27 protein-coding genes are annotated in these 24,494 nt (G+C 60.6%); 11 read left to right on the forward strand and 16 right to left on the reverse strand.

Going from position 1 to position 24,494, the window contains the following annotated elements; genetic code table 11:
- Positions 1–7: 7 nt before the first annotated feature.
- The gene (locus Q1A07_RS12590; protein ID WP_299781188.1) at positions 8–904 is read right to left on the reverse strand and encodes a zinc-ribbon domain-containing protein; all 897 of its coding nucleotides are present in this window, start codon (positions 902–904) and stop codon (positions 8–10) included.
- A 165-nt stretch (positions 905–1,069) separates the two neighbouring features.
- On the opposite strand from Q1A07_RS12590, the gene Q1A07_RS12595 reads away from it, so the two are divergent.
- Genes Q1A07_RS12595 through Q1A07_RS12610 form a run of 4 tightly spaced genes read left to right on the forward strand, consistent with a single transcriptional unit; the run spans position 1,070 to position 3,981 of the window.
- Positions 1,070–1,747, forward strand: coding sequence for an ATP-binding cassette domain-containing protein (locus tag Q1A07_RS12595; RefSeq protein ID WP_299781190.1), 678 nt, complete (start codon positions 1,070–1,072; stop codon positions 1,745–1,747).
- Positions 1,744–2,649 (forward strand): FtsX-like permease family protein, encoded by a 906-nt coding sequence (locus tag Q1A07_RS12600; RefSeq protein ID WP_299781192.1) that lies wholly within the window; start codon positions 1,744–1,746, stop codon positions 2,647–2,649. The genes Q1A07_RS12595 and Q1A07_RS12600 overlap by 4 nt, the downstream gene beginning before the upstream one ends.
- Complete coding sequence (locus Q1A07_RS12605) at positions 2,649–3,389, forward strand: 1-acyl-sn-glycerol-3-phosphate acyltransferase (protein ID WP_299781194.1); 741 nt, start codon at positions 2,649–2,651, stop codon at positions 3,387–3,389. The genes Q1A07_RS12600 and Q1A07_RS12605 overlap by 1 nt, the downstream gene beginning before the upstream one ends.
- Complete coding sequence (locus Q1A07_RS12610) at positions 3,364–3,981, forward strand: pyridoxamine 5'-phosphate oxidase family protein (protein ID WP_299781196.1); 618 nt, start codon at positions 3,364–3,366, stop codon at positions 3,979–3,981. The genes Q1A07_RS12605 and Q1A07_RS12610 overlap by 26 nt, the downstream gene beginning before the upstream one ends.
- 85 nt (positions 3,982–4,066) lie before the next feature.
- Here Q1A07_RS12610 and lpdA read toward each other — a convergent pair whose 3' ends face one another.
- From lpdA to mdh, 14 genes are all read right to left on the reverse strand, one after another.
- The gene (gene lpdA / locus Q1A07_RS12615) at positions 4,067–5,455 is read right to left on the reverse strand and encodes a dihydrolipoyl dehydrogenase (RefSeq protein WP_299781198.1); all 1,389 of its coding nucleotides are present in this window, start codon (positions 5,453–5,455) and stop codon (positions 4,067–4,069) included.
- 74 nt (positions 5,456–5,529) lie between these two features.
- Entirely contained in the window at positions 5,530–5,940 is a 411-nt protein-coding gene (locus Q1A07_RS12620; protein WP_299781200.1) for an MAPEG family protein, read from the reverse strand.
- Entirely contained in the window at positions 5,937–6,320 is a 384-nt protein-coding gene (locus Q1A07_RS12625; protein ID WP_299781202.1) for an MAPEG family protein, read from the reverse strand. Before Q1A07_RS12625 ends, Q1A07_RS12620 begins: the two co-directional genes overlap by 4 nt.
- Positions 6,321–6,955: 635 nt before the next feature.
- The gene (gene odhB, locus Q1A07_RS12630; protein WP_299781204.1) at positions 6,956–8,467 is read right to left on the reverse strand and encodes a 2-oxoglutarate dehydrogenase complex dihydrolipoyllysine-residue succinyltransferase; all 1,512 of its coding nucleotides are present in this window, start codon (positions 8,465–8,467) and stop codon (positions 6,956–6,958) included.
- 21 nt (positions 8,468–8,488) lie between these two features.
- Positions 8,489–11,446 (reverse strand): 2-oxoglutarate dehydrogenase E1 component, encoded by a 2,958-nt coding sequence (locus Q1A07_RS12635; RefSeq protein WP_299781206.1) that lies wholly within the window; start codon positions 11,444–11,446, stop codon positions 8,489–8,491.
- Positions 11,443–11,958, reverse strand: coding sequence for a hypothetical protein (locus Q1A07_RS12640; protein ID WP_299781208.1), 516 nt, complete (start codon positions 11,956–11,958; stop codon positions 11,443–11,445). Before Q1A07_RS12640 ends, Q1A07_RS12635 begins: the two co-directional genes overlap by 4 nt.
- 295 nt (positions 11,959–12,253) lie before the next feature.
- Positions 12,254–13,141, reverse strand: coding sequence for a succinate--CoA ligase subunit alpha (sucD, locus tag Q1A07_RS12645; RefSeq protein ID WP_299781210.1), 888 nt, complete (start codon positions 13,139–13,141; stop codon positions 12,254–12,256).
- Between the two features lie 51 nt (positions 13,142–13,192).
- Complete coding sequence (locus tag Q1A07_RS12650; protein ID WP_299781212.1) at positions 13,193–13,990, reverse strand: class I SAM-dependent methyltransferase; 798 nt, start codon at positions 13,988–13,990, stop codon at positions 13,193–13,195.
- Position 13,991: 1 nt separating this feature from the next.
- Entirely contained in the window at positions 13,992–14,474 is a 483-nt protein-coding gene (locus Q1A07_RS12655) for a hypothetical protein (protein ID WP_299781214.1), read from the reverse strand.
- Positions 14,471–15,016 (reverse strand): hypothetical protein, encoded by a 546-nt coding sequence (locus Q1A07_RS12660; protein ID WP_299781216.1) that lies wholly within the window; start codon positions 15,014–15,016, stop codon positions 14,471–14,473. Before Q1A07_RS12660 ends, Q1A07_RS12655 begins: the two co-directional genes overlap by 4 nt.
- 8 nt (positions 15,017–15,024) lie before the next feature.
- On the reverse strand, positions 15,025–15,585 hold the full coding sequence (locus Q1A07_RS12665) for a hypothetical protein (RefSeq protein ID WP_299781218.1): 561 nt from the start codon (positions 15,583–15,585) through the stop codon (positions 15,025–15,027).
- A 4-nt stretch (positions 15,586–15,589) separates the two neighbouring features.
- The gene (gene sucC / locus Q1A07_RS12670) at positions 15,590–16,783 is read right to left on the reverse strand and encodes an ADP-forming succinate--CoA ligase subunit beta (RefSeq protein ID WP_299781220.1); all 1,194 of its coding nucleotides are present in this window, start codon (positions 16,781–16,783) and stop codon (positions 15,590–15,592) included.
- A 205-nt stretch (positions 16,784–16,988) separates the two neighbouring features.
- Positions 16,989–17,573: a TetR/AcrR family transcriptional regulator gene (locus Q1A07_RS12675; protein WP_299781222.1), complete on the reverse strand. Its 585-nt coding sequence runs from the start codon at positions 17,571–17,573 to the stop codon at positions 16,989–16,991.
- Positions 17,574–17,685: 112 nt separating this feature from the next.
- Positions 17,686–18,648 (reverse strand): malate dehydrogenase, encoded by a 963-nt coding sequence (gene mdh / locus Q1A07_RS12680; RefSeq protein ID WP_299781224.1) that lies wholly within the window; start codon positions 18,646–18,648, stop codon positions 17,686–17,688.
- Between the two features lie 193 nt (positions 18,649–18,841).
- Here mdh and Q1A07_RS12685 point away from each other — a divergent pair, with 193 nt between their 5' ends.
- The gene (locus tag Q1A07_RS12685; protein ID WP_299781226.1) at positions 18,842–19,597 is read left to right on the forward strand and encodes a sulfite exporter TauE/SafE family protein; all 756 of its coding nucleotides are present in this window, start codon (positions 18,842–18,844) and stop codon (positions 19,595–19,597) included.
- An 84-nt stretch (positions 19,598–19,681) separates the two neighbouring features.
- On the opposite strand, the gene Q1A07_RS12690 is transcribed toward Q1A07_RS12685, so the two are convergent.
- Positions 19,682–20,014 carry a hypothetical protein gene (locus Q1A07_RS12690; protein WP_195821741.1) on the reverse strand — a complete coding sequence of 111 codons (333 nt, stop codon included), beginning with the start codon at positions 20,012–20,014 and terminating at the stop codon, positions 19,682–19,684.
- A gap of 332 nt (positions 20,015–20,346) precedes the next feature.
- Here Q1A07_RS12690 and Q1A07_RS12695 point away from each other — a divergent pair, with 332 nt between their 5' ends.
- Genes Q1A07_RS12695 through Q1A07_RS12720 form a run of 6 tightly spaced genes read left to right on the forward strand, consistent with a single transcriptional unit; the run spans position 20,347 to position 24,481 of the window.
- Positions 20,347–21,204: a CoA ester lyase gene (locus tag Q1A07_RS12695; protein WP_299781229.1), complete on the forward strand. Its 858-nt coding sequence runs from the start codon at positions 20,347–20,349 to the stop codon at positions 21,202–21,204.
- A gap of 4 nt (positions 21,205–21,208) precedes the next feature.
- Positions 21,209–21,766 carry an NnrU family protein gene (locus Q1A07_RS12700; RefSeq protein WP_299781231.1) on the forward strand — a complete coding sequence of 186 codons (558 nt, stop codon included), beginning with the start codon at positions 21,209–21,211 and terminating at the stop codon, positions 21,764–21,766.
- Positions 21,767–21,782: 16 nt separating this feature from the next.
- Positions 21,783–21,986, forward strand: a complete 204-nt coding sequence (locus Q1A07_RS12705; RefSeq protein WP_299781233.1) for a DUF1737 domain-containing protein — start codon at positions 21,783–21,785, stop codon at positions 21,984–21,986.
- Positions 21,986–23,020: a MaoC family dehydratase gene (locus Q1A07_RS12710; RefSeq protein ID WP_299781235.1), complete on the forward strand. Its 1,035-nt coding sequence runs from the start codon at positions 21,986–21,988 to the stop codon at positions 23,018–23,020. Before Q1A07_RS12705 ends, Q1A07_RS12710 begins: the two co-directional genes overlap by 1 nt.
- A gap of 24 nt (positions 23,021–23,044) precedes the next feature.
- Complete coding sequence (locus Q1A07_RS12715; protein WP_299781237.1) at positions 23,045–23,761, forward strand: DUF4344 domain-containing metallopeptidase; 717 nt, start codon at positions 23,045–23,047, stop codon at positions 23,759–23,761.
- Between the two features lie 54 nt (positions 23,762–23,815).
- Positions 23,816–24,481, forward strand: a complete 666-nt coding sequence (locus Q1A07_RS12720; RefSeq protein ID WP_299781239.1) for a DUF1194 domain-containing protein — start codon at positions 23,816–23,818, stop codon at positions 24,479–24,481.
- Positions 24,482–24,494: the final 13 nt, after the last annotated feature.

Genomic DNA, 24,494 nt, shown 5'->3' on the forward strand with positions numbered 1-24,494 from the left:
CCACTCATTACTGTCCGCTGGAAGCAGCGGTAGCATCCAGCCATCCCAACACAGCCTCGACCTTGGTGTCGAGCCACATCCGCCATTGATCCACGATCCCGACGTAAGCGCTGAGCCACGGATCGGCTTGTGGCACGGCTTCGGCCAGTTGCGGTGCAAAAACATAGAGCAAGGCGAGAATGGCGGCCAAGAGCACCATCAAGACGAAACCACGCCCAAAGCTGCGTTTTTCACGGGCTTCGACCTGGGCTGTTTGCCCGGGGTCATCGCCCGGAGATCTTTCATTGTTGGATCGTAGCGTCGAATTTATTTCTTCGATATCAGGTAGCAAGTCCCGACGAGAGCCGGAGACGGCGGTGGCTTCTACCACCGGCAGCGATGGCGGTTCGCCCCGCATGCGTGCCATCCGGTCGCGGGTTTCACGCGCGCGTTTGCGCGCTTCGTCACTGCCATCGGCATCCGTCAGCCCAAGATCAGGCTGACTCTCTACACCTCCGGCTGTTTCATTTGACCGCGCTTTTTTCTCGAGTTCGGCTTCTTCTCGCAGAACGTCTGCTACAGCGGGGTCCAGTGGTTTGCGCGTCGGGGATGGCGGTATCTCGTCGAACTCCGCCTCAGGTTTGGACTCTGATGGTGGTGGATTGTCCTCTGAGGAGGTAACTTCCTCGGGCGCTGGTTCCGGCTCTGGCTCAGGTTCCGGGGCGTTGTCTTCTTCAGGGAAGACAACTTCTTCATCTTCCTCGGCTGTCTTGCTCAGCGCTTCCTGTTCTTCCTGCTCTGCGTCCGGATGCGCCTGAAACCATGTCTGGCCACAGTTTGAACACTGCACGTCCCGCCCGTCCGGCGGCATGACGTCATCGGGCACTTCGTATTGCGCATCGCAATTCGGACAAATCAAGCGCATGTCAGGTCCTGCTTCATGGTTACCCCGCTTCGTTTATTGTTTTTCTGCACCATATTGACATCCCGGTCGTGCGAAAAGTGTTAACTGTGCACAAAGCTTGCAAGTGATGCATTGAAACCAGACCGCCACTGGGGCACAAAAGCGCAACAAAAAAACGGGGGCCGCGTGCTTGAGCTGGAAAATGTCGCCTACAGCTATGGGGGCGGCGCGCTTTTATCTGAGATTTCACTCAAGCTGGCGCCGGGTTCGTTTCACTTTCTGACCGGACCCTCCGGTGCGGGCAAGACCACCTTGCTCAAGCTGTGTTACGGCGCGTTATTGCCGACCTCCGGCGATGTCACGCTGTTCGGTGATGATGTCTCCCGGTTGGAGCGGGATGACATCGCGCTGTTGCGTCGGCGCATGGGGGTCGTGCATCAGGATTGCCGATTTCTGGATCATCTGACGGTTTCGGAAAACATCGCATTACCGCTTACCGTGTCCGGGCGCCCCACGAGCGCCGGGCAGGATGATCTGACCGAACTCATGGCCTGGGTGGGACTGACCCACCGTGCTGAGGCTGTGCCGCCTGAGCTTTCGGGGGGAGAGCGTCAGCGCGCCGCCCTTGCCCGTGCGGTGATCATGTCGCCGGATGTCGTCCTGGCAGATGAACCCACCGGTAACGTGGACTGGGAGATGTCGCAGAGGCTTCTGCGCCTTTTGGTCGAACTCAACAAGATGGGCAAAACCGTGCTGATTGCCACCCACGATCTCAGCTTGATCCGAGCCGCCAAAAGCCAGATTCAAGCGCGGGTTCTGCGCATAGCAAACGGTCGTGTACAGCTCGCTGGCGCGGATCTGTGAAGGTGACCCGCATCGCTCTCAAACGCCTCGTTCTTGGTGACAAGCAGGCCGATCGCGTGGTGCCGCCGTCCGGTTTCACGGCGCAGTTGACGATTTTTGCCGCTGCCGCGATGGCTTTTCTGGCTGTTTTTGCCATGGCACTCTCGCTGGCATCCGGTCGCCTTGCGGCCCGGTGGGGAGATGAGCTTGCGCGGTCCTCGACCATTCGGATCGTGGCGCCGCTGGACCAGCGGCCGGTCCAGACCGAGGCAGCCCTGAGCATTCTCGAAACCACCGCGGGTGTGGCCTATGCGCGCGCCCTGGACGATGCCGAACAACAGGCGTTGCTGGCCCCCTGGTTTGGCGCAGAGCTGGACTTGCAGGCGCTCCCGGTTCCCCAGTTGATCGAGGTGATCGAAGAAGACAGCGGCTTTGACGCGGCCGGGTTGCGGTTGCGGTTGGCGGCGGAGGTGCCAGGCGCTGTTCTCGATGACCACAGCCGGTGGCGTGCACCTCTGGTCGCCGCTGCGAACAGACTGCGCCTCCTGGGCTGGATTTCCGCCGTGCTTCTGGGCGCCAGCGTGGCGGTCATGGTGACGTTGGCCGCGAACACTGCGTTGGCTGCAAATGCGCAAGTCATTGCGGTCTTGCGTCTGGTGGGGGCCACGGATCGCTACATCGCACAAGCCTTCATTCGCCGCTTTACCCTTCGGGCCTTCGGGGGTGCGATCATTGGCACCGTCCTTGCCATGGGGACGGTTTCCCTACTGCCCAAAGCTTCTGACACAGCCGGATTCCTCACAGGTCTCGGGTTCCAGGGCTGGCATTGGTTTTTGCCCTTCCTGATCCCCCTGCTTTCGGCCTTCGTGGCCTTTGTCGCGACGGGAACCGCAGCAAACCGTGCTTTGAAAAGGTTGGCCTGATGATCCAATATATTCGATCGGTCATTTTCATCACCCAAATGTACATCGCCATGCCCATCATCGGTCTGGGATTTGCACCCTGGGCGATGTTCAGCCGCCGGGGGGCGTATGCGGCGTGTAAAACCTACTCGCGTTATGTGTTTTGGACTGCCAGTTGGATGGTCGGTATGCGCTGCGAAGTCCGGGGCACCGTTCCGCAGGGGGAAGCACTGATCGCGGCCAAGCATCAGTCGTTTCTGGACATCATGATGATCTTCACAGCGCTACCCGCGGCCAAGTTCATCATGAAGAAGGAAATCCTGATGACGCCCATCATCGGGCAATACGCAAGGCGGTTGGGATGTGTTGCCGTGGATCGGGGTAAGCGTGGCGCCGCGATTGAAAAGATGGTGTCGGACGTGAATGCGGGCCGTGCGGAGGCCGGGCAACTGATCATCTATTCACAGGGCACCCGCGTCGCGCCAGGCGCCAGATTGCCCTACAAGGTCGGCACTGCCGTGCTCTACGAGCAACTGGGCCAGCCCTGCGTGCCCGTTGCAACGAACGTGGGCGTGCTGTGGCCGAAAAGGGGCATGCTGCGAAAACCCGGCGTTGCAGTGGTGGAATTCCTGCCTGTGATAGAGCCGGGGCAAACCCGCGACGCCTTCATGACAACACTGGAAACCATGGTGGAAGAAAAGTCGGATGCCTTGATGGCGGAAGCGGGGTTCACATATGACGGACACAGTCACGCGGATTGAAACGCTTGAGGCGCTGTTGGCGCTTTACGGCACACCGGGCGCGGCATCCCTGCGCAAGGTCGCACCTGTCATGACGCCGCTCTACCGAAAATGGATCATGTCCTCAAAGCTCTGCGTGCTCAGCACCGTTGGCCCGGAGGGGACAGATGGCAGCCCTCGGGGAGATGACGGACCCGTGGTACAGGAGATTGATCCGAGCACACTGGCCCTGCCGGACTGGCGCGGCAACAACCGCTTGGATTCACTGCGCAACATTGTTGCGGATGGCCGTGTTTCGCTGATGTTCATTGTTCCGGGATCAAACAATGTGGTTCGGATCAATGGGCGTGCATATCTGACCGCAGATATGGATATGCGGGAACGTTTTGAAAAAGACCGCAGACTGCCCACGACTGTCATCATAGTCGAGATCAAAGAAATCTACACGCAATGCGCTCGTGCGTTGATGCGTGCCGCTGTGTGGGAAACGAAAGCTGCGGCGCCCGACTTACCGACGGTCGGACAGATACTTGCCGAAGTGTCAAATGGCGAGGAGGGGGGAGCCCCCTATGACGCGGCTTGGGGCGCACGGGCCGCCAAAACGATGTGGTGAGCCAGAAGGTGGCCTGAAGCCCACCTTACCTGCCAGACGAAAAGGTGCTGCCAGCAGGTAAGGTGGGCTTCAGGCCACCTCTTCGTCACATATGAATGGGACCGTCGCCACAAGCCAATGCAGCTTCGCGCACTGCTTCCGAGTAGGTTGGGTGCGCATGGCAGGTCATCGCCAGATCTTCGGCGGACGCGCCGAACTCCATGGCAACGCAAATCTCGTGGATCAGATCGCCCGCCGCCGGGCCGATGATATGAGCGCCAAGAATTCGGTCCGTGTCTTTGTCCGCCAAGATTTTTACAAAACCGTCCCCGGCAAAATTCGCTTTGGCGCGCCCGTTCCCCATGAAGGAGAATTTGCCGACTTTATAGTTGCGCCCTTGCTCTTTCAGTTCCTCTTCGGTTGCGCCGACATTGGCGACCTCCGGATGTGTGTAGATGACACCGGGGATCACGCCATAGTTCACATGTCCATGTTTGCCAGCCACCTGTTCTGCTGCCGCCATGCCCTCGTCCTCGGCCTTGTGGGCCAGCATTGGACCTTCTATCACGTCGCCAATGGCATAGATGCCGGGCACGTTGGTTTCCCACTTTCCGTTTACCGCGATCTGGCCGCGCTCCGTCATTTTGACGCCGACCGCATCGAGGCCAAGCCCCTCGGTGTAAGGTTTGCGGCCGGTTGCGACCAGAACAACGTCGGCATCGATCACGTGTTCGCTGTCATCCTTGCGCAGTTTGTAGGTCACCTTCGCCTTGGTTTTCGATGCGTCGGTCTTTTGCACGGCAGCGCCCATAACGAAGGTCAGCCCCTGCTTTTTCAAGGTGCGCTGGAAGGTTTTCTGGATTTCGGCATCCATCCCCGGCGTGACGACATCCAGGAATTCCACCACCGTTACCTCCGAGCCCAACCGAGCATAGACCGACCCAAGCTCCAGGCCGATCACGCCCGCACCGATCACCACCATCTTCTTTGGCACCTTGCCAAGCTCCAGCGCGCCGGTCGATGTCACCACGACCTTTTCGTCCACTTCGACGCCGGGCAGAGATGCGGGCTCGGACCCGGATGCGATGATGATATTCTTGGCACCATGCACATCATCCCCGACTTTGACCTTGCCCGCTTCTGGAATCGAGCCCCACCCCTTCAACCAGTCGATCTTGTTCTTCTTGAACAGAAATTCGATGCCGCTGGTATTTTGACCGATGGTTTTTTCCTTGTAGGCGAGCATCTGCTTCCAGTCGACCGATGGGCTCTTGCCCTTCAGGCCCATGGCCGCGAAATTATGCTCGGCCTCATGAAGCATATGGCTCGCGTGCAGCAGCGCTTTCGACGGGATACAGCCCACGTTCAGGCAGGTGCCGCCCAGCGTCTCGCGCCCCTCGACACAGGCCACTTTCAGCCCCAGCTGTGCGCATCGGATGGCGCAGACATAGCCGCCGGGGCCGGAGCCGATGATGATCACGTCGTAGTTGGCCATGGGTCAGATCCTTCAGAATGTAACGTCTGTATCACGTCGGTTTTTGCAAAATGGTCCCGCCATAGTTGCCCCGCCTAGACCAAAGCTGCAAGCAGCATCAGAACGGTCGCCCCGAAGCCCACGAACCAGATCAGCGAGCGCCAGGGCACCCAACCGAAGGCATAGGCCGGGACGTAGAGGATGCGGGCGCCCAGATAAACCCAGGCACAGGTCTGGGTGAGGGGTGAGGATTGCGCGCCCAGCGTTACCACCAGAACGGCGATGGTGAAGAGGATCAGCGCTTCGAAATGGTTGGTAAGCGCGCGGTAGAGCCGGGCGGTGCGGGGCGAAAGCTTGTCGACGAGGTCGCCGCCCATGCGGTCGCGGTCGCGCGGGCTGAGGGTCTGGCCGGGGGCCAGTTCCAGATTGGCAGGCACGGCCATCAGGACGAATTGCACGGCCTGCAACAGCGCCGCGAGCGCCAGAACGGTGAGCTCGGTCGTCACAGTGCCAGCAGGTAAAGCGCGATGGTCGCCACGATGCCAACCGTCCACGCGAGACTGCGCAGGCCGACGATGCCGAAGGCGTAGGAGGGCAGGTAGACGAGGCGCGCGATCAGAAAGGCCTGTGCCGCGAGCAGCGTTTCATTGGTACTGCTGTCGGTGACGTGGATCAGCAGAATGGCAGGGGCAAAGAGCACCATGGCGGTGACGGAGTTGTTGAGCGCACGTTCGAGCCGCCCGGCGATGCCTTTGACGGTGCGGTTCTCATCGCGGGAGCCCAGCAGGTAGCCCATGCCGAGCTGCGTGAGGCCGCCGGTCGCCTGCAGGATCAGGGTCAGGATGACCAGAAGGCCGTAGAGGGCGAGGATTTGGATTTCGGTCATGTCTAGCTGCTCTTTTGTTAAATTGCGTTTCCTCGACGCGGAATGCGTTTGGTTGCGAGAAAGATGGAGCTTCGTGAATTATTTGTCCGGTGGTTGGATCGCAGGCCTCTTGTCACTTTCCACGTCCACTGCTTTGGCGGTTTGAGCCAGTGTTAGCATGTGTAAGCCAACGGTTGGATTCACTAAAGCCCGCGCTGCACCTACCATTAGTACCAAAAAGAAGCCCCCACCGGATAGCGCGATTACCAATCGAGCCAGCGTGGGATCCAAATAGTTCCAACTCTCCGCGGCGTAAGCGGCTGCACAGAACAATCCGAAAAACTGTACGGAGCGGACAGACCGGTCTCTCTCGGGGCGCACAAATGCCGCGAGCCACACTGGTTTCGAGAACCAATACGCAATGCAGAATGAGACAACCAGGAATAGCCCCGAAAACACTGATGTGATGCCTGCAGTAAAAGCCCAGCCAGGAATAGTGGCGCCGACTACCAGCAAGAAACCAAACAGAAAGAGAAGACCGCGCCAAGCGTAGTAAAAACGCGCCCTCTTCCACTTATCGGACTGCACGAGCCGGCCATGTCTTCTTTGGCGTTCGGAAAGGCTTGCCATGGTGGTTAAACCACTCAGTTTTATGGTTACAAATCCATCAACAAACGCCGCGGATCTTCCAGCGCCTCTTTCACGCGGACGAGGAAGGTCACAGCGCCCTTGCCGTCGACGATCCGGTGGTCATACGAGAGCGCCAGATACATCATCGGGCGGATCACGATCTCGCCGTTCACGACCATCGGGCGGTCCTGGATCTTGTGCATTCCGAGGATGCCCGACTGCGGCGGGTTCAGGATCGGCGAGGACATCAGCGAGCCATAGACCCCGCCGTTAGAGATGGTGAAGGTGCCGCCCTGCATCTCGGCCATGCTGAGCTTGCCGTCCCGCGCCCGCGCGCCTTTCTCGGCGATCGCCTGCTCAATCGCGTGGAAGCTCATCGCATCGGCGTCGCGAATGACCGGCACCACGAGGCCCGTGGGCGTGCCCGCCGCGATACCCATATGCACAAAGTTTTTGTAAACGATGTCCGTTCCATCAATCTCGGCATTGACCTCGGGCACCTCTTTCAGCGCGTGGCAGCAGGCCTTGGTGAAGAAAGACATGAAGCCCAGCTTCACCCCATGCTTTTTCAGGAACAGGTCTTTGTACTCATTGCGCAACGCCATGACCTCGGTCATGTCCACCTCGTTGTAGGTGGTGAGCATGGCTGCGGTATTCTGGCTGTCCTTCAGGCGCTTGGCGATGGTCTGGCGCAGGCGCGTCATCTTAACCCGTTCCTCGCGGGCGGCATCATCCGCAGCCACAGGCGCACGCGGCGCGGCTGCAGCAGAAGTAGGTGCGGTGCTGGCCGCGGCAATCGCGGCGGTCACGTCTTCTTTCATGACCCGCCCGTCGCGGCCAGATCCGGTGACCTGATCGCGGCTCAGCCCCGCTTCGGCCATCGCTTTCTTGGCTGAAGGCGCGTCTTCCACGTCCTTGCCGTCGCTGGCAGGTGCTGCTGCGGCGGCGGTGGGGGTCGGAGCCTGGGTGGTCGGCGCTGACGCGCCTTCGCCTTGGGTCATCACGGCCAGTTTTGCACTCGCGTCCACCGTGGTGCCTTCGGGCGCCAGAATCTCGGTCAGTGTTCCGGCAGCGGGGGCGGGCACTTCCACGGAAACCTTGTCAGTTTCCAACTCGCACAGCATCTCGTCGGCTGCCACGGTGTCCCCAACCGCCTTGAACCACGTGCTGACGGTCGCTTCGGTCACGCTTTCGCCAAGCGTTGGTACCATCACGTCGACGGTGCCGCCTGTGGCTGCGGGCGCGTCAGCGGTCGCAGCCGGCGCAGCGGCGGGAGCAGCGCTCCCGGCACCTGCGCCTTCTCCCTCAGAAATGGAGGCAAGCAGCGCGTCCACGCCAACGGTTTCCCCTTCTGCGGCGACAATCTCGGCCAGCGTGCCTGCGGTGGGTGAAGGCACCTCCACCGTCACTTTGTCGGTTTCCAGCTCGCAGAGCATTTCATCGACGGCGACACTATCGCCGGGTTTCTTGAACCATGTGGCCACAGTGGCCTCTGTTACGGATTCGCCCAGCGTGGGGACGCGAACTTCGGTGGTCATTTCTCTTATTCCCTTCGGCGCTTATTTCTTGATCGTCAACGCATCGTCCACGAGCGCTGCTTGTTGTGCTTTGTGCTGGCTGGCCAGACCCGTGGCAGGCGAGGCCGACGTGGCGCGGCCTGCATAGATCGGGCGTGGGTGCTTGGATTTTATGCGGCCCAGCACCCATTCAATGTTGGGTTCGATGAAGGTCCAGGCGCCCTGGTTCTTGGGCTCTTCCTGGCACCAGACAACCTCGGCCTGCTTGAACCGTTCCAGCTCCTTGACCGCGGATTGTGCGGGGAAGGGATAGAACTGTTCGAGGCGCAGCAGGTAGATGTCGTCGATGCCACGCGCGTCGCGTTCTTCCAGGAGATCGTAATAGACCTTGCCTGAACACATCACCACGCGCTTGATCTTGTTGTCAGCCACCAGCTTGGTGTCTGAATTGCCCTGCTGCGCGTCATCCCAGATCAACCGGTGAAAGCTCGACCCGGTGGTGAATTCTTCCGCCTTGCTGATCGCCAGTTTGTGGCGCAAGAGCGACTTTGGCGTCATCAGGATCAACGGCTTTCGGAAGGATCGGTGGATCTGCCGCCGCAGGAGGTGGAAATAATTCGCCGGCGTGGTGCAGTTCGCCACGATCCAGTTGTCCTGCCCGCACATTTGCAGGAACCGTTCCAGCCGGGCGGAGGAGTGTTCCGGTCCTTGCCCTTCGAAGCCATGCGGCAACAGGCAGACAAGCCCTGACATGCGCAACCATTTCGATTCACCCGAGGAGATGAACTGGTCAAACATGATCTGCGCACCATTGGCGAAATCGCCAAACTGCGCCTCCCAGAGCGTCAGCGCATTGGGTTCCGCCATCGAATAGCCGTACTCAAAGCCCAGCACCGCATATTCGCTGAGCATCGAGTCGATGACCTCGTAGTGCGCCTGCCCTGGTTTGATGTTGTTGAGTGGATAGTAGCGCTCCTCGGTGTTTTGGTTCACCAGCCCGGAGTGCCGCTGCGAGAAGGTGCCGCGGGTGCTGTCCTGACCGGCCAGTCGCACTGGGTATCCTTCGGTCAGTAGCGAACCAAAGGCCAGCGCCTCGGCCGTGGCCCAGTCGATACCTTCGCCACTGTCAAACATCTGTTTCTTGGAGTCCAAGAGGCGACCTACGGTTTTGTGTATGGGAAACCCGTCCGGAACCGTGGTCAGCGCCTTGCCGACTTCCATCAGCGCGGCCTTGGAAATTGCGGTGCGCCCGCGCTGGTATTGGGTTTTCTGCTTGTCGAGATGAGACCACTTGCCATCGAGCCAGTCGGCCTTGTTCGGGCGGTACTCCTTGCCAGCCTCAAACTCCTCGCTCAGATAGGCCTGGAAAGCGGCCTTCATGTCCTCGATCTCGCCTTCGGGGATCAGCCCGTCCTTGACCAGACGCTCGGTGTAAAGGCTCAGGGTGGTTTTGTGGCCCTTGATTTTTTTGTACATCACCGGGTTCGTGAACATCGGCTCGTCGCCTTCGTTGTGTCCGAACCGGCGGTAGCAGAAGATGTCGATCACCACGTCCTTGTGGAACTTCTGGCGGAACTCGGTGGCGACTTTCGCCGCATGCACAACCGCCTCCGGATCATCCCCGTTCACGTGGAAGATCGGTGCCTCGACCACCAGCGCGTTGTCAGTAGGGTAGGGCGAGGAGCGGCTGAAGTGCGGGGCGGTGGTGAACCCGATCTGGTTGTTCACGACCAGATGCATGGTGCCGCCCGTCTTGTGCCCGCGCAGACCCGACAGCGCAAAGCATTCAGCCACCACGCCTTGCCCCGCAAAGGCTGCGTCACCATGCAACAGGATTGGCATGCAGGACGTGCGCTCGGGGTCGTTGTTCTGATCTTGTTTGGCGCGCGCCTTGCCCAGTACCACAGGATTCACGGCCTCAAGGTGGCTGGGGTTCGCCGTGAGGCTCAGGTGCACTGTATTACCGTCGAATTCCCGGTCGGAGGAGGCGCCGAGGTGGTATTTCACATCCCCCGATCCATCGACATCCTCCGGCTTGAAACTGCCGCCCTGGAACTCGTTGAAGATCGCTTTGTAAGGTTTGGCCATCACATTGGCGAGCACCGACAAACGCCCGCGGTGCGGCATGCCGATCACGATGTCCTTGACGCCCAGAGCGCCGCCGCGCTTGATGATCTGCTCCATCGCCGGGACAAGGCTTTCGCCGCCATCAAGGCCAAAGCGCTTGGTGCCCATGTATTTCACATGCAGGAATTTCTCGAACCCCTCGGCCTCGACCAGCTTGGCGAGGATTGCCTTGCGCCCTTCGCGGGTAAACGACACCTCTTTGCCGAACCCCTCGATCCGCTCCTTGAGCCAGCCCGCCTCCTCGGGGTTGGAGATGTGCATGTACTGCAGCGCGAAGGTGCCGCAGTAGGTGCGTTTCACAATCGACAGGATTTCGCGCATCGAGGCGGTCTCCAGCCCCAGCACGTTGTCGATGAAGATCGGACGGTCCATGTCGGCCTCGGTGAAGCCATAGGATTTCGGGTCCAGCTCTGGATGCGGTGTGTTCTCGCGCATGCCCAGCGGGTCGAGATCGGCCACCAGATGGCCGCGGATGCGGTAGGCACGGATGATCATCAGCGCGCGGATGGAATCCAGTACAGCGCGTTTGATCTGGTCGTCGGTGACGGCGACGCCAGCCTCAGCCGCCTTGGCGCGGATTTTCTTGTCTGCCCCTTTGAGCTCGGCTTCCGGCGCCCATTCGCCGGTGAGCGCTGCGGTCAGGTCATCGCCCGGCTGCGGCGGCCAGTCGGTGCGCGCCCAGGAGGGGCCGGTGGCCTCCTTTTTGACCGAGACCTCATCATCCCCCATCGCCTTGAAGAAGGCCCGCCAGGCGTCATCCACCGCATTGGGGTCATTGGCGTATCGCGCGTACATCTGTTCGAGGTACTCCGCATTGTGCCCCTGCATGAAGGAGGAGGCATGGAACTGATCGTTGGGGGTGTGTTCGGTCATGGGGTTACCTCATGTGGGTTGGGACCGTATTCGTTGGTGCGGGGATAGGATGGGGCCACCCAGAGAAATCGTCTGGCGAGAGTGGCGGTGCTGCCGAGAACAAAGATCATGGCGCAAAATTGTAAGGCAACTTCATCAAGTTCAAAATTGAGTAATATAAGAAGTGCATACGCCAACAGCGCCAGTCCAAAGCCGCAAAAGAAACCTGGGCCACTTTGGAAAGGCAAAACTGGCAATATGCGAAAGGGTGCAGGCGGCGGAATGTGCAACGGAAGAGTGTCGCGATGCCTTTTCGTCGCTACATTTACAGCAATAAAAAAGGTTAGGAACACGCACACGAGGGTTAGAATGGTTGATATCTCGCGCGAAACCAGAAGCGACAGCGCAGCGATCACGACGATTGCGGCTAAATTGGCAAAATATGCTGTTCTAAATCTTTCCGCAGGCAACCGCCCTCGTCTTGAAACGAGATCAAAAAACAACTGCCTTGCGTCTTTTTGAGTGGTGATCATCTTGCGCGATCCCCCGCCCAACGGCACCGCCGGGTAGCCCCCGAGCGCCCCGTTTTGCCGAAGGCAAACCTTTGGTTTGACGAGCGGGGGCTTTCAGCCCCGTGCCCGCGGTCGGGGGTTGCCCACAGTGCATCTGCAAGACGGCTGATGATAGGCCGAGGCCCCGCTCGCCGGGATGGCGTAACGGTCCATTGAGCCCTTGCCGCCCGTATGTAGGGACAAGGCCTGGGCTCCGCCCGTTCGCCGCTCGAAAGCGCCACTGGCGCTTTCGCCTCGCTTATGCTCGGGTCGCGGCTCACCCCTTCTCAATCGCCTCTTTCACGGCTTCGCCCAGCGTCGCTGGGCTGTCTGCAACCACGATGCCTGCGGCGCGCATGGCTTCGATCTTGTCCTCGGCACCGCCCTTGCCACCGGCGACAATCGCGCCCGCGTGGCCCATGCGGCGGCCCGGAGGGGCGGTGCGGCCCGCGATGAAGCCCGCCGTGGGCTTCCAGCGGCCTTTTTTCTTCTCATCGGCAAGGAACTGCGCGGCATCCTCTTCGGCGCTGCCGCCGATTTCACCAATCATGATAATGCTCTGCGTCTCGTCATCGGCCAGAAACATTTCCAAAACGTCAATGTGCTCGGTGCCCTTGATCGGGTCACCGCCGATGCCCACGGCCGTGGATTGGCCATAGCCCAGATCGGTCGTTTGCTTCACCGCCTCATAGGTCAGCGTGCCCGACCGCGAGACCACGCCGCAGGATCCGCGTTTGTGGATATGTCCGGGCATGATGCCGATCTTGCAGGCATCGGGTGTGATCACCCCGGGACAATTCGGTCCGACCAGTCGGGATTTGGACCCTTCCAGCGCGCGCTGCACCTTCATCATGTCCAGAACCGGGATGCCTTCGGTGATGCAGACGATGAGTTCCATCTCCGCATCGATGGCCTCGAGGATCGAATCCGCGGCAAAGGGCGGCGGCACGTAGATTACGCTGGCATTCGCCTCGGTTTTGGCTTTCGCCTCATGCACGGAGTTGAACACCGGCAAATCCAGATGCGTCTGGCCACCCTTGCCGGGGGTCACGCCGCCGACCATCTTTGTACCATATGCAATGGCCTGCTCGGTGTGGAACGTGCCCTGCGAGCCGGTGAGGCCCTGGCAGATCACCTTGGTGTGTTCGTCAATAAGTACGGCCATTTTGGTTCCCTTTTTGGTATTTCAAGGTCCGGATGAGAGAGGGGCAGAGCATCATTGCGTGCCTGCCTTGTGCAAAAGCACGGTGATGTTGTCGTCTACGGGCAGCGCGATCCTGTTGACCAGCTGCGTGGTGAAGCCAGCGCGGCGCGCGATGTCCGTGAGCGTCGCGAGCGTGAAGTAATTGACGTGATCGGGATAGCGGAAGCCGCACCAGTTGGCCCCGATGACCCGGCGGTTGAGCGAGCCGAAATTGGGCACGCGGACATAGACCGCGCCGTCGTTCTTCAGCGCCCGGTGCGCGCCTTTCAGCACCGCCATCGCCTCGGTTTCATGCTCCAGGTAGGAGTTCATGATGATGCCGTCGAACTGTCTCTCGTCGAACTCCCAGATCGCCTCCGCGCCCGCACCATGGGCGCAGAACCCGCCGTGCGAACGCATATAGGCATCCGCATGGGCGTGAAGTGCCTTGGACAATTCGATCCCGTAAGGCGTCATCGGCGGGCGCACGCGCGCGCCCAGACCACAGCCGATATCCAGCACGTGGCCATCATTGAACCAGGTGCGGTACATGTCGTGTTTGTCGCGGTGGGTCAGGCCCAGCTTCTTGCGCAGCGACCGGATGCCGGGGCTGAGTGCGGTAGACCCCTTGGAGACGTCCTTCTTTGCCTCGTAGGTCTTTTCCCAGGCGAAATCCTCTTCCAGTGCCTCATAGGCGACGGGATTGCGCAGATAGGTCATGTCGCAGGTGATGCAGCGTACGACCTGCCAGTCATCCGGCGAATACCGGTCCCATGGCTCGGTGTCGGTGGCGGTGCAACAGGGGCAGGGGCGCGGGCCGGTGTCGAGCATCTCAGCTGTCCTCCCATCCGTCGGGCAGGCGGTCCACGCCGATGAAGGTCTCACCCTCCCGCAGGCCGACATGCACCACCGCGATGCGTCCGCGCAGCAATTCACGCCCCTCGATCAGCGCGGTGCCCGTCTGGGGCGCATGCGTTTCCGGCAGGTCGATCCTGAAGCCGAACACCGGCGGGCGGGCCATCTGGGTGCGCAAGGCGGCAATGGCTGCCTCTGTATGATCGCCGGCAAAGCTCACTTCGCAGCGGCGCTCGATCCGGGTCGGGGCCTGTGGCGCGGGTGCCAGCGACCTGTCCCAGAAGGTCAGCGTGTAGGGCAGCGGCGTGCCATCGCGGGCCTCCATGCGGCTGCGCGCCTGGTCAGCGGTCTGCCCCGCCTTGAAACAGACCGCGTTGAACGTGGCGATTGCCTGTTCGGCAACGGTCCCGGCGGCTGCGGGCGTCGCCAACACGGCGGAGATGACCAAGGCGCGGATCATGTCGCCTCCGGCCTGAAAAAGATCAGCGCATAGCGGTACCAGCCCAGGCTGACCGTACGTTCCGTGGCAATGAGCGATGGGGGATCAGTGGGCAGGGACCACGCCTGTTCGATGTTCCTGCCAAGGGAGGCGGGGTCAATCGGGCGGGCTCCGGGGTAGGTGGCGGCCACGTAGTTCTGAAACCGCGCGGTCTGGCCGGTGCGCGATTCCGCCTGCACGACGCACATTCCGTCCGAGACGGCTACCGCCGGGCGGCGATCATCGATTACATAGGCACGTGCACCGGGGCTGCGTTTCGGCAGGGCCACATAGCCCGCCGCCCGCAGGGTCGCATCGTCGCGCGGACCCTGCGCGCAAAAGCGGTCAAAGGCGCTGACCATCAGGGCCGGGCTTGACTTGGGCACAAGGTTCGCCCGCCACATGTTGCGCAACTCGGCAGTGTCAGAGGAGACGCCCTGCGCCGAGCAGGCAGTAAGCATCAGGCATCCCGCCAGCACGGAACTGCCCGACACCAGGCGGAAAGCCTTTCCCGATTGTCCCATGCCTGCTGTCACGGCGCGACAATCCTCTCTGCTTCTTCCCGGGAGACCGGTGGTGTCAGATAAACGTAGTGGCTTGCTCCGTCGCTTTTGGCGCGCGCCTCAAAGATCATCGTGCTCTGATTGCGCAGATGATAAGCCGCATCATCTTGCGATGCGCGCAGCTTCGCCCGGGGCTGGCCCCCCAGGGCGCGTGTTGTTGTCGCAACAAATGCTTCCTGAACCCGCTTGTCATCGTCAGGACCCAGGAAGGCCACGCCACAGACCGGCGTGCTTTCGTCAAAACGCGCGGTGAGCGCGATCACCGATTTCAGATTTGTCCGATACGTCTGCGCTGCGAAACGCCCCTGTCCGGGGATGCTCAGGGGTTCGAATTCCCGCGCGGTCGCCACGGCGTTCACCTGTGAAAAATCGGGCAGTGTGTCGAGGCAGATCTCGCGAAATGTCTGGGTCGCCAGCGTGAGATCGGAACTGCTCAGCTTGTCCGCAACGGGATCGAAAGGCTGTACAGTCGTACAGCCCGCCAGCGCAACGAAGGCGCCAGTCACGATCCCGCGGAAAAGCCTGTGCACCGGGTCAGCCCTTGACGGCTTTCACGATCTTCTGCGCGCCGTCCTTGAGGTCATCGGCGGCAATCACGTCGACATCGGAATTGTTGATGATGTCCTTGCCCTGCTGCACGTTGGTGCCTTCGAGCCGCACCACCAGCGGCACCTGCAGACCCACCTCCTTCACCGCGGCCACCACGCCTTCGGCGATGACATCGCAGCGCATGATGCCGCCGAAGATGTTGACCAGGATGCCTTTGACGTTCGGGTCGGAGGTGATGATCTTGAAGGCCTCGGTGACCTTTTCCTTGGTCGCCCCGCCGCCCACGTCGAGGAAGTTGGCAGGCTCGGCCCCGTAGAGCTTGATGATATCCATCGTCGCCATAGCAAGGCCCGCGCCATTCACCATGCAGCCGATCTCGCCGTCGAGCGCGATGTAGTTCAGATCGTATTTCGAGGCCTCCAGCTCCTTGCTGTCCTCCTCGGTGGTGTCGCGAAGCTCCGCCACATCCGGGTGGCGATAGATCGCGTTGCCGTCAAAGCTGACTTTGGCGTCCAGCACCTTGAGATCGCCGCTGTCGGTCACGATCAGCGGGTTGATCTCCAGCATCTCCATGTCTTTTTCCATGAAGGCCTTGTAGAGCAGGCCCATCAGGCCGACGCATTGCTTGATCTGTTTGCCTTCCAGCCCCAGCGCAAAGGCGATGCGGCGTCCGTGAAAGGCCTGATAGCCCGAGGCCGGATCGACGCTGAATGACAGGATTTTTTCGGGCGTCGCGGCGGCAACTTCTTCGATGTCCATGCCACCTTCGGTGGAGCAGACAAAGCTGACGCGACTGGTCTGGCGGTCTACCAGCAGGGCGAGATACATCTCCGTCTCGATGCCCGAGCCATCCTCGATGTAAATGCGGTTGACCTGCTTGCCAGCTGGCCCGGTCTGATGTGTGACCAGCGTGCGGCCCAGCATCTTCTTGGCTTCCTCCGCCGCCTCTTCCACCGATTTGGTCAGACGCACGCCGCCTTTGTCACCGGCGTCCGGTTCCTTGAAGCTGCCCTTGCCGCGTCCGCCCGCATGGATCTGCGCCTTGACCACCCACATCGGACCGTCCATCGCACCGGCGGCTGTTTTGGCCTCTTCCGCCCGCAGGACCACCCGACCGTCCGAGACCGGCGCGCCATAGCTGCGCAACAATGCTTTCGCCTGATATTCGTGGATGTTCATGGATAGGGTCCCGTTTTGTTGGATCGGATCGTTTCGCCGATATAAAACCCGAAATTTCCACGATGGAACCCGTTTTGACCTTTATTATTGCTTCAAAGTGAGAAATCGACATTTTGTGATCACAGGATTTTGAGCTGTGATCACAAAATGTGCTGGAGCAACAATTTTCATATAATGCAAGGGATTCGCAGCTTGGGGGCTCGGGTTACGCGACAAAGAGCCGTTGGCAGGCGGCGACCATCTCGTTTTCATAGGTCGATTGCGTCCAGCCACGCTGCAGGACGAGATCTTCCCATGTTGTCACCAACAGCATGGACCACATCAGGTCAGTAGCAATTTCCGGGTCCAGACCTGCGGGCAGATCGCCGTCCCCATGCAGCGCCTGGATAGCCGCCGCGCACCCTTCACGCATGTCGGACATGCGTTGTGACCAGGCGGATGCGGCCTCGGTATCCGTGGCCGCCATGTCCATGAGTGGCTTCGCGACACGGTAGATTTTCGGCACGTAGCTGCACCAGGCAAGGACAAACGCCTCTAGCCTGACGCGTCCGGATGGTGCGGTGCGGCTGGCCTGCAATTGACTGTCCATATCAAGCTGCGCATCGAGCGCTTTGGTTGCGGCGATCAGGACTTCGGCGCGGGAGCCGAAATGCAGGTAAATCGCCTGACGGCTCACGCCGGCCTTCTTGGCGATATCCGACAGCCGCGTGGCGTCGCGCCGCTCGCTTCCGAGCAGGGCAAGTGCGGCATTCACAATCCGCTCTCGCGTAAGGGGGCGCTCTCTTGACATGGCGTCAATGAACAGACCCGCGGCGCAAAGTCAAGCTGACGCCTCATGGACGCGGCCAAAAAAAGAGCCCGGCGGAACGGGCTCTTTCGCAATCATCCTTGTTCGGAAAAGGTCAGGACAGGCTGCCGTCGATGCCCTTGCAGGCTTCCACCAGGCCTTTGACCGCTTTTACCGAATTGTCGAACATGGCCTGTTCGTCCTTGTTCATCGAAATCTCGACAATGCGCTCGACACCGCCCGCGCCGATCACGGTCGGAACGCCGACGTAGAAGCCTTTCAGGCCGTAAGCGCCGCTGACGTAGGCCGCACATGGCAGAACACGTTTCTGATCCTTCAGATAGCTTTCGGCCATTTCAATCGCCGAGGTCGCTGGCGCGTAGAAGGCGGAGCCAGTTTTCAACAAGCCGACGATCTCGGCACCGCCGTCACGGGTGCGCTGCACGATGGCGTCAAGCTTTTCCTGCGTGGTCCACCCCATTTTCACCAGATCGGGCAGTGGAATCCCGGCGACGGTCGAATACCGCACGAGTGGAACCATCGTGTCGCCGTGCCCGCCCAGCACAAAGGCGGTGACATCCTTCATCGAGACGTCGAATTCGGACGCCAGAAAATGGCGGAAACGCGCAGAGTCCAGCACACCCGCCATGCCGCAAACCTTCTCATGCGGCAGGCCGGAGAATTCGCGCAACGCCCAGACCATCGCATCGAGCGGATTGGTGATGCAGATGACAAAGGCATTCGGCGCGTGATCGCGGATGCCTTCGCCAACAGATTTCATGACCTTCAGGTTGATGCCCAGCAGATCATCGCGGCTCATGCCCGGCTTACGAGCCACGCCAGCGGTCACAATGCAGACGTCAGCGCCCGCAATGTCTTCATAGGTCTGTGTGCCGGACATGGTGGCGTCGAACTTGGCAGAGGGGCCGCTCTCCGCGATGTCGAGCGCTTTGCCTTCCGGGACGCCTTCGGCAATATCAAAAAGGACAACGTCGCCCAGTTCCTTCAGCGCTGCCAGATGGGCAAGTGTGCCGCCGATTTGACCAGCGCCGATCAGCGCGATTTTGGGTCTTGCCATGGAATATGCTCCGCATTGGGTTGAAGTTGCGCCCTCTGCTACCCATTAACGCCCGCTTGCGCAAGTTCACTTGCGTGGTTGTGTTCGGCCCGGCGCTGTCGTGATCTGTGCGTGCCGAATCGCGCATCTTTGTGCACGTACCGGTGGCAGGGTGCTCATCGATTGCGCAGGGCATCATAGGAAAGGCGGCGGAGTGCTCACACTGGATTGGATGTTTTTTGCAGTAGCAGGCCCGGCTGTTATCTTTGCAGGTATTTCCAAAGGTGGGTTCGGGTCCGGTGCGGCGTTTGCCGCTGCGAGTATACTGGCACTTGTGGTCGAACCGGGGCTGGCGCTGGGCGTTATGCTTCCGCTCTTGATGCTGATCGACGTCGCTTCCCTGCGCCCATACTGGCGCAAATGGGACGGACAAGCGGCGTTGCTGTTGATCCTTGGGGGGATGCCGGGTGTGGCGCTGGGCGCTGCACTCTACAGGATCGCAGAACCTGATGTACTCCGAGTTCTGATCGGTGCGATTTCCATCGCCTTCGTCCTGTGGCAGGTGGGCCTCGCCCCGAAATTGATGGCGCGGTCGGCACGCAGACTTCCGTCTTGGGCAGGGGGCTTTGCCGGGCTGGTGGCCGGCTTCACAAGCTTTGTCAGCCACGCAGGCGGGCCGCCAGCTGCGGTGTATCTGCTTTCCATGAAGCTGACGAAAACCCAGTACCAGGCGACAACTGTGCTTGTTTTCTGGGTGATCAATATCGCCAAATTCATCCCTTACGCATTTCTAGGGATGTTCACGCTGGAGACGGGGGTGGCAAATCTCGTGCTGGCACCCTTTGCCCTGCTTGGCGCCTGGCTGGGGGTGCGCGCCCATCGGCTGGTGCCGGAGCAGCTGTTCTTTGGTCTTACTTATGTGCTGTTAACCCTGACCGGGATCAAACTGATCTGGGATGGTCTAACCTGAGCGGCCGGCGGGCGTAGGCCCGCGCCAAAGGCGCTCGAGTTTTGGCAATGTCTGCCAGGTGGGCCGCTGGCCCACCATTGTAGCTCAGGCGTCGTTGCCTTTGGCGGGCAACGCCTCAGCAAGTGTTTCATAGGACTGTCCAGACGCAACGAGACATGTCAGCCCGTTGGGCGTGGTGACCGTAATTGTCCATGTGCCGGTTTCATCGGAAGCAAAAACCTCGATCACCGCGTTGTTGGCACCCAGACCCATGGATTGGCGGGATTCGCCGTAGCCCTCGGCAAGCCGGTCAACAACGGCGTCGCGTGGTGCGCAATTCCGCGCATTTTGCGCTGCAGCATCTGTTGTGGAAGCAATGTAAAGTGCGGCTGCCGCGCTGAGCGCGCCCAAATGCAGCATCTTGGATATGCGTGTCATAATGTGTCTGCCTTCATGTCAAAGGCGGCACCCGCTGTCATCTGGCCCAACCGGTTTTACCGGTGATGACCGGGCGGCCCCGGTTCAAGATAAATGCCGGCGATATCACGAACTCAGTTGCGTCCAGCGGCCAGGCCGTAGCAGTGCTTTGCCGAGATATCCGACGCAAACACCATCCGCTTTAGGGCTGAAATAATGGTTAACCCGCCGTACGGATATAGATTGAATTTGAAATTTGCTGCATTGCGGCACAAATTTGCTTGCAGTTTCTTTCAAAAAATGCCCCATTCCGCGCAATTTTGTGACCTGCTTGCTTGCGTGGACCCTTGCCGATGACTGTCTCTCAACGCCCTTTACGTTCTGTTCTCTACATTCCCGGTTCAAAACCTCGGGCACTGGAAAAAGCCCGGAGCTTGTCTGCGGATGCCATTATATTCGATCTTGAAGACGCGGTGGCACCGGACGAAAAATCGACCGCGCGCAGCACGCTGGCGCAGGCGCTTTCCGACGGCGGTTATGGTGCGCGCATGAAGATCGTGCGCATCAACGACCTGGGAACCGAATGGGGGGCAGAGGATGCGCGAGCGGTTCTGTCGATGAGGGCAGATGCAGTGTTGCTGCCCAAGGTAAATGGGCCTGCGGAGCTTGATGCATTGGCAGAGATCACGGGCGATCTGCCGCTGTGGGCAATGATGGAGACGCCCGCGGGCATGCTGCGCGCCGCGGAGATTGCCGCCCATCCGCTGTCGCAGGGCATGGTTATGGGAACAAACGATCTCGCCAAGGATATGGGCACGCGTTTTCGTGCAGACCGCATGCCGCTGATGACCGGGCTGGGCCTGTGTTTACTTGCGGCAAAGGCGTACGGCCTGGCCATCATCGACGGGGTCTACAACGCCTTTCGCGATACGGACGGTCTTGCGGCGGAATGCGCGCAGGGTCGCGATATGGGGTTTGATGGCAAGACGCTGATCCACCCGGCCCAGCTGGACGTCGCCAATGCGGCGTTTTCCCCATCCGAGGAGGACGTGAACCTCGCCCGTCGCCAGATTGCCGCCTATGAGGAGGCGATTGCCAGCGGTCAGGCGGTCGCCGTGGTCGACGGGCGCATCGTCGAAAATCTGCATGTTGCAACTGCACGCGAAACACTGGCAAAGATGGACGCGATAGCAGCTCTCAACGCGGGGTAAGCCAATGACACTTCTCATCGCCGGATTGGTCCTTTGGACCCTTGTTCACTACTTCAAACGACTAGCCCCGGATCAGCGCGCGGCCCTTGGCGCGCCGGGCAAGGGCCTTGTCGCGCTGGGCATTGTCGCCGGGCTCATTCTGATGATCATCGGTTACCGCGCGGCGGATTTCATCCCCGTCTGGCAGCCGCCTGCTTTCATGGTGCATGTCAATAACACACTGATGCTGCTGGCGTTCTGGGTCTATGGCTCCAGCGCGGCGAAAGGGGCGAAAGCCTGGCCTGCCTATAAAATCCGCCACCCGCAACTCACCGGGTTCAAGATTTGGGCGACGGCGCATCTATTGGCCAACGGCGATCTCGCATCCATTCTGCTCTTTGGCGGCCTGCTGGCTTGGGCCGTGGGTCAAGTGGTCCTGATCAACCGCGCCGAGCCGGATTGGACGGCACCAGAACCCGCGGGCACCGCGACCTATGTGCGTCTGGCCGTCATTTCGCTTGTCCTCTTCGCACTCGTCGCCGGCATTCACATCTGGCTCGGCGTCTGGCCCTTTCCTGTCTGATCTTCGGAGATAGCTCATGAAACTCTACCGCTTCCTCTCTGAGGAGGACACATCGGCCTTCTGCCACAAGGTAACAGAGGCGTTGAACAAAGGGTGGGATTTGCACGGCAGCCCAACGCAAACCTGGGACCATGCTGCAGGTGTCATGCGCTGCGGACAGGCGGTGGTGAAAGAGGTGGACGGGACCTACACGCCCGACATCAAGCTGGGGGCGCAGTGATGGGGGTGAAGACCAACGCGGGCCGGTTCTTCGAAGACTATGCTGTCGGCCAGATGATCCATCACGCGGTGCCGCGCACTGTCAAGATGGGCGAGCGGGCGCTCTACCACATGCTCTACCCCGCGCGTCACGCGCTCTATTCCTCGGATCAGTTTGCGCAAAGCTGCGGGCTGCCGTTCAGCCCGCTTGACGACATGATCGCCTTCCACGTGGTCTTCGGCAAGACCGTGCCGGATGTGTCGCTGAACGCCGTGGCCAACCTCGGATATGCCCAGGGTCGCTGGATCACGCCGGTCTGGCCCGGGGACACGCTGCGCTCGGTCTCCGAGGTAATCGGGGTCAAGCAGAACTCCAACGGCAAGACCGGTGTGGTCTGGGTGCGCACCACCGGCCTCAACCAGCATGATGAGACCGTCTTGGAATACGTGCGCTGGGTGATGGTGCGCAAACGCGACACGGATGCGCCCGCGCCGGAGACGGTAGTACCCGATCTGCCCAAGGCCGTGGCGGCAGAGGATCTGGTGATCCCGAAGGGCCTCGATTTTACCAACTACGATTGCACGCTGGCGGGTGAGCCACACCGCTGGGGTGACTATACCGTCGGCGAGCAGATCGACCACGTGGATGGTGTGACCGTCGAAGAGGCGGAACACATGATGGCGACGCGGCTCTGGCAGAACACCGCCAAGGTGCATTTCGATACCTCTGCCCGGCCCGACGGGTCCCGCCTGATCTACGGCGGTCACGTGATTTCTATGGCGCGCGCGCTCAGCTTCAATGGGCTGGCCAATGCGCAGATGGTGGTGGGGCTGAACGGGGGCGCGCATGCCAATCCCTGTCTTGCTGGCGACACCATTCGCGCGTGGTCCGAAGTGCTGGACAAGGCAGAGACATCCGCGCCGGGTGTCGGCGCACTGCGCCTGCGGCTGGTGGCGACCAAGGGCGGTGATCCCTTCAGGCTGAAAGGCGAGGATGGGAAGTATCTGTCCGATGTTCTGCTCGATCTGGACTACTGGGCGTTGATTCCGACGTAGAAACCGCAAAGGAAGGGACAGGCGATGGTGAGGCGGACAATTTTGGCAGGGGTGCTGGCGGCCGTAGCGGCCACGTCGGCTGCCGCGCAATCGCGCGAGGATGATTTCGTGGCGGCGAACGTGCTGGCCATTCTCTACCACGAACTTGGCCACGCCCTGATCGACATCCTGAACCTGCCGGTCTTCGGTCAGGAGGAGGACGCAGCAGACGTGCTTAGCGTCCTGCTGATCCATGACCTCTACGAAGAAGAGGCCGCTGCGGGCATTATCTATGATGCGGCTTTTGGTTTCCTCGGAGAGGCGGAAGGGAACGAGCCCGCGCCTTGGGATGTGCACGGCCCCGATCTGCAGCGCTATTACACGATGGTTTGCCTTTTTTATGGTGCCAATCCAGAGGCCCGCGAGGCGCTGGCAATCGAACTGGATTTGCCGGAGGAGCGGGCGGAAACCTGCGTTGAGGAGTTCGAGCTTGCTTATGACAGCTGGGGTCCGGTGCTGGACGGGATCACGGCGGAAGAACCCGGCGTATCGATGGTACTCCAGAGCACGGATGACACGCTGATTGGCCAGCTGATGGTTGATGAGGTCCGCGCGCTGAACGAAGACTTTGATCTACCAGAGACTCTGATCCTCCGGGCAGAGGTCTGTGGCGAGGCCAACGGCTTTTATGATCCGGGAACACGCGAGATCATCATTTGCAGTGAATTGGATAGTTATCTGCGCGCACTGGCGGAATTCTGAGGCCCCTTAGAAAAATGATCTGGGATTGGCGGCCAGTTTGCGTAGTCTGGCCCAATGAAACGGCTGATCTCCTTTCTGGCGATGATGATGCTCGGCGGGCAGGGCGCTCTTGCCTGCCAGCTGGCGCTGGTGCTCGCCGTTGATGTATCGGGATCCGTCGACAGCCGCGAATATGACATCCAGATGCAGGGGCTGGCCGCGGCGCTGCGCGACGGCACCGTTGTCGATGCACTGATCGAGCAGGAGGCGCAGGTCACGCTGATCCAGTGGACCGGCTCTTCCCGCCAGCGGCAGACCGTGCCCTGGACACAGATCCGGACCGATGCCGACGTGACGGCGCTGGCGGAGGCCATCGCCACGAACCGGCGTGTGTGGCGCAACTATTCCACGGCCATCGGCGAAGCGCTTGTCGCGGCTGAGGCCGCCCTGATCGAGGTGCCGGAGTGTACCCGCAAGGTCGTGGATGTTTCCGGCGACGGCATTTCCAACGAAGGTGTGTTGCCCCTGACCCGACATCCTGCGCTCTCGGCCATGGGCGTGACGGTGAATGCGCTGGCGATCGAGACCGATGAAGGCGACCTGACCGGCTGGTTTTATGAAAACCTGATCCTGGGCGACGGCGCATTCGTGATCACCGCTGACGGGTTCGAGGATTATCCTGCACAGATCAAGCGCAAATTACAGCGCGAGACCACGCGACAGCTCAGCCATCTGCCATAATGTGATCACACGC

Origin of the sequence: uncultured Roseobacter sp. (assembly GCF_947492555.1) — a bacterium.
In the GTDB taxonomy this organism is placed as follows: Bacteria; Pseudomonadota; Alphaproteobacteria; order Rhodobacterales; family Rhodobacteraceae; genus Roseobacter.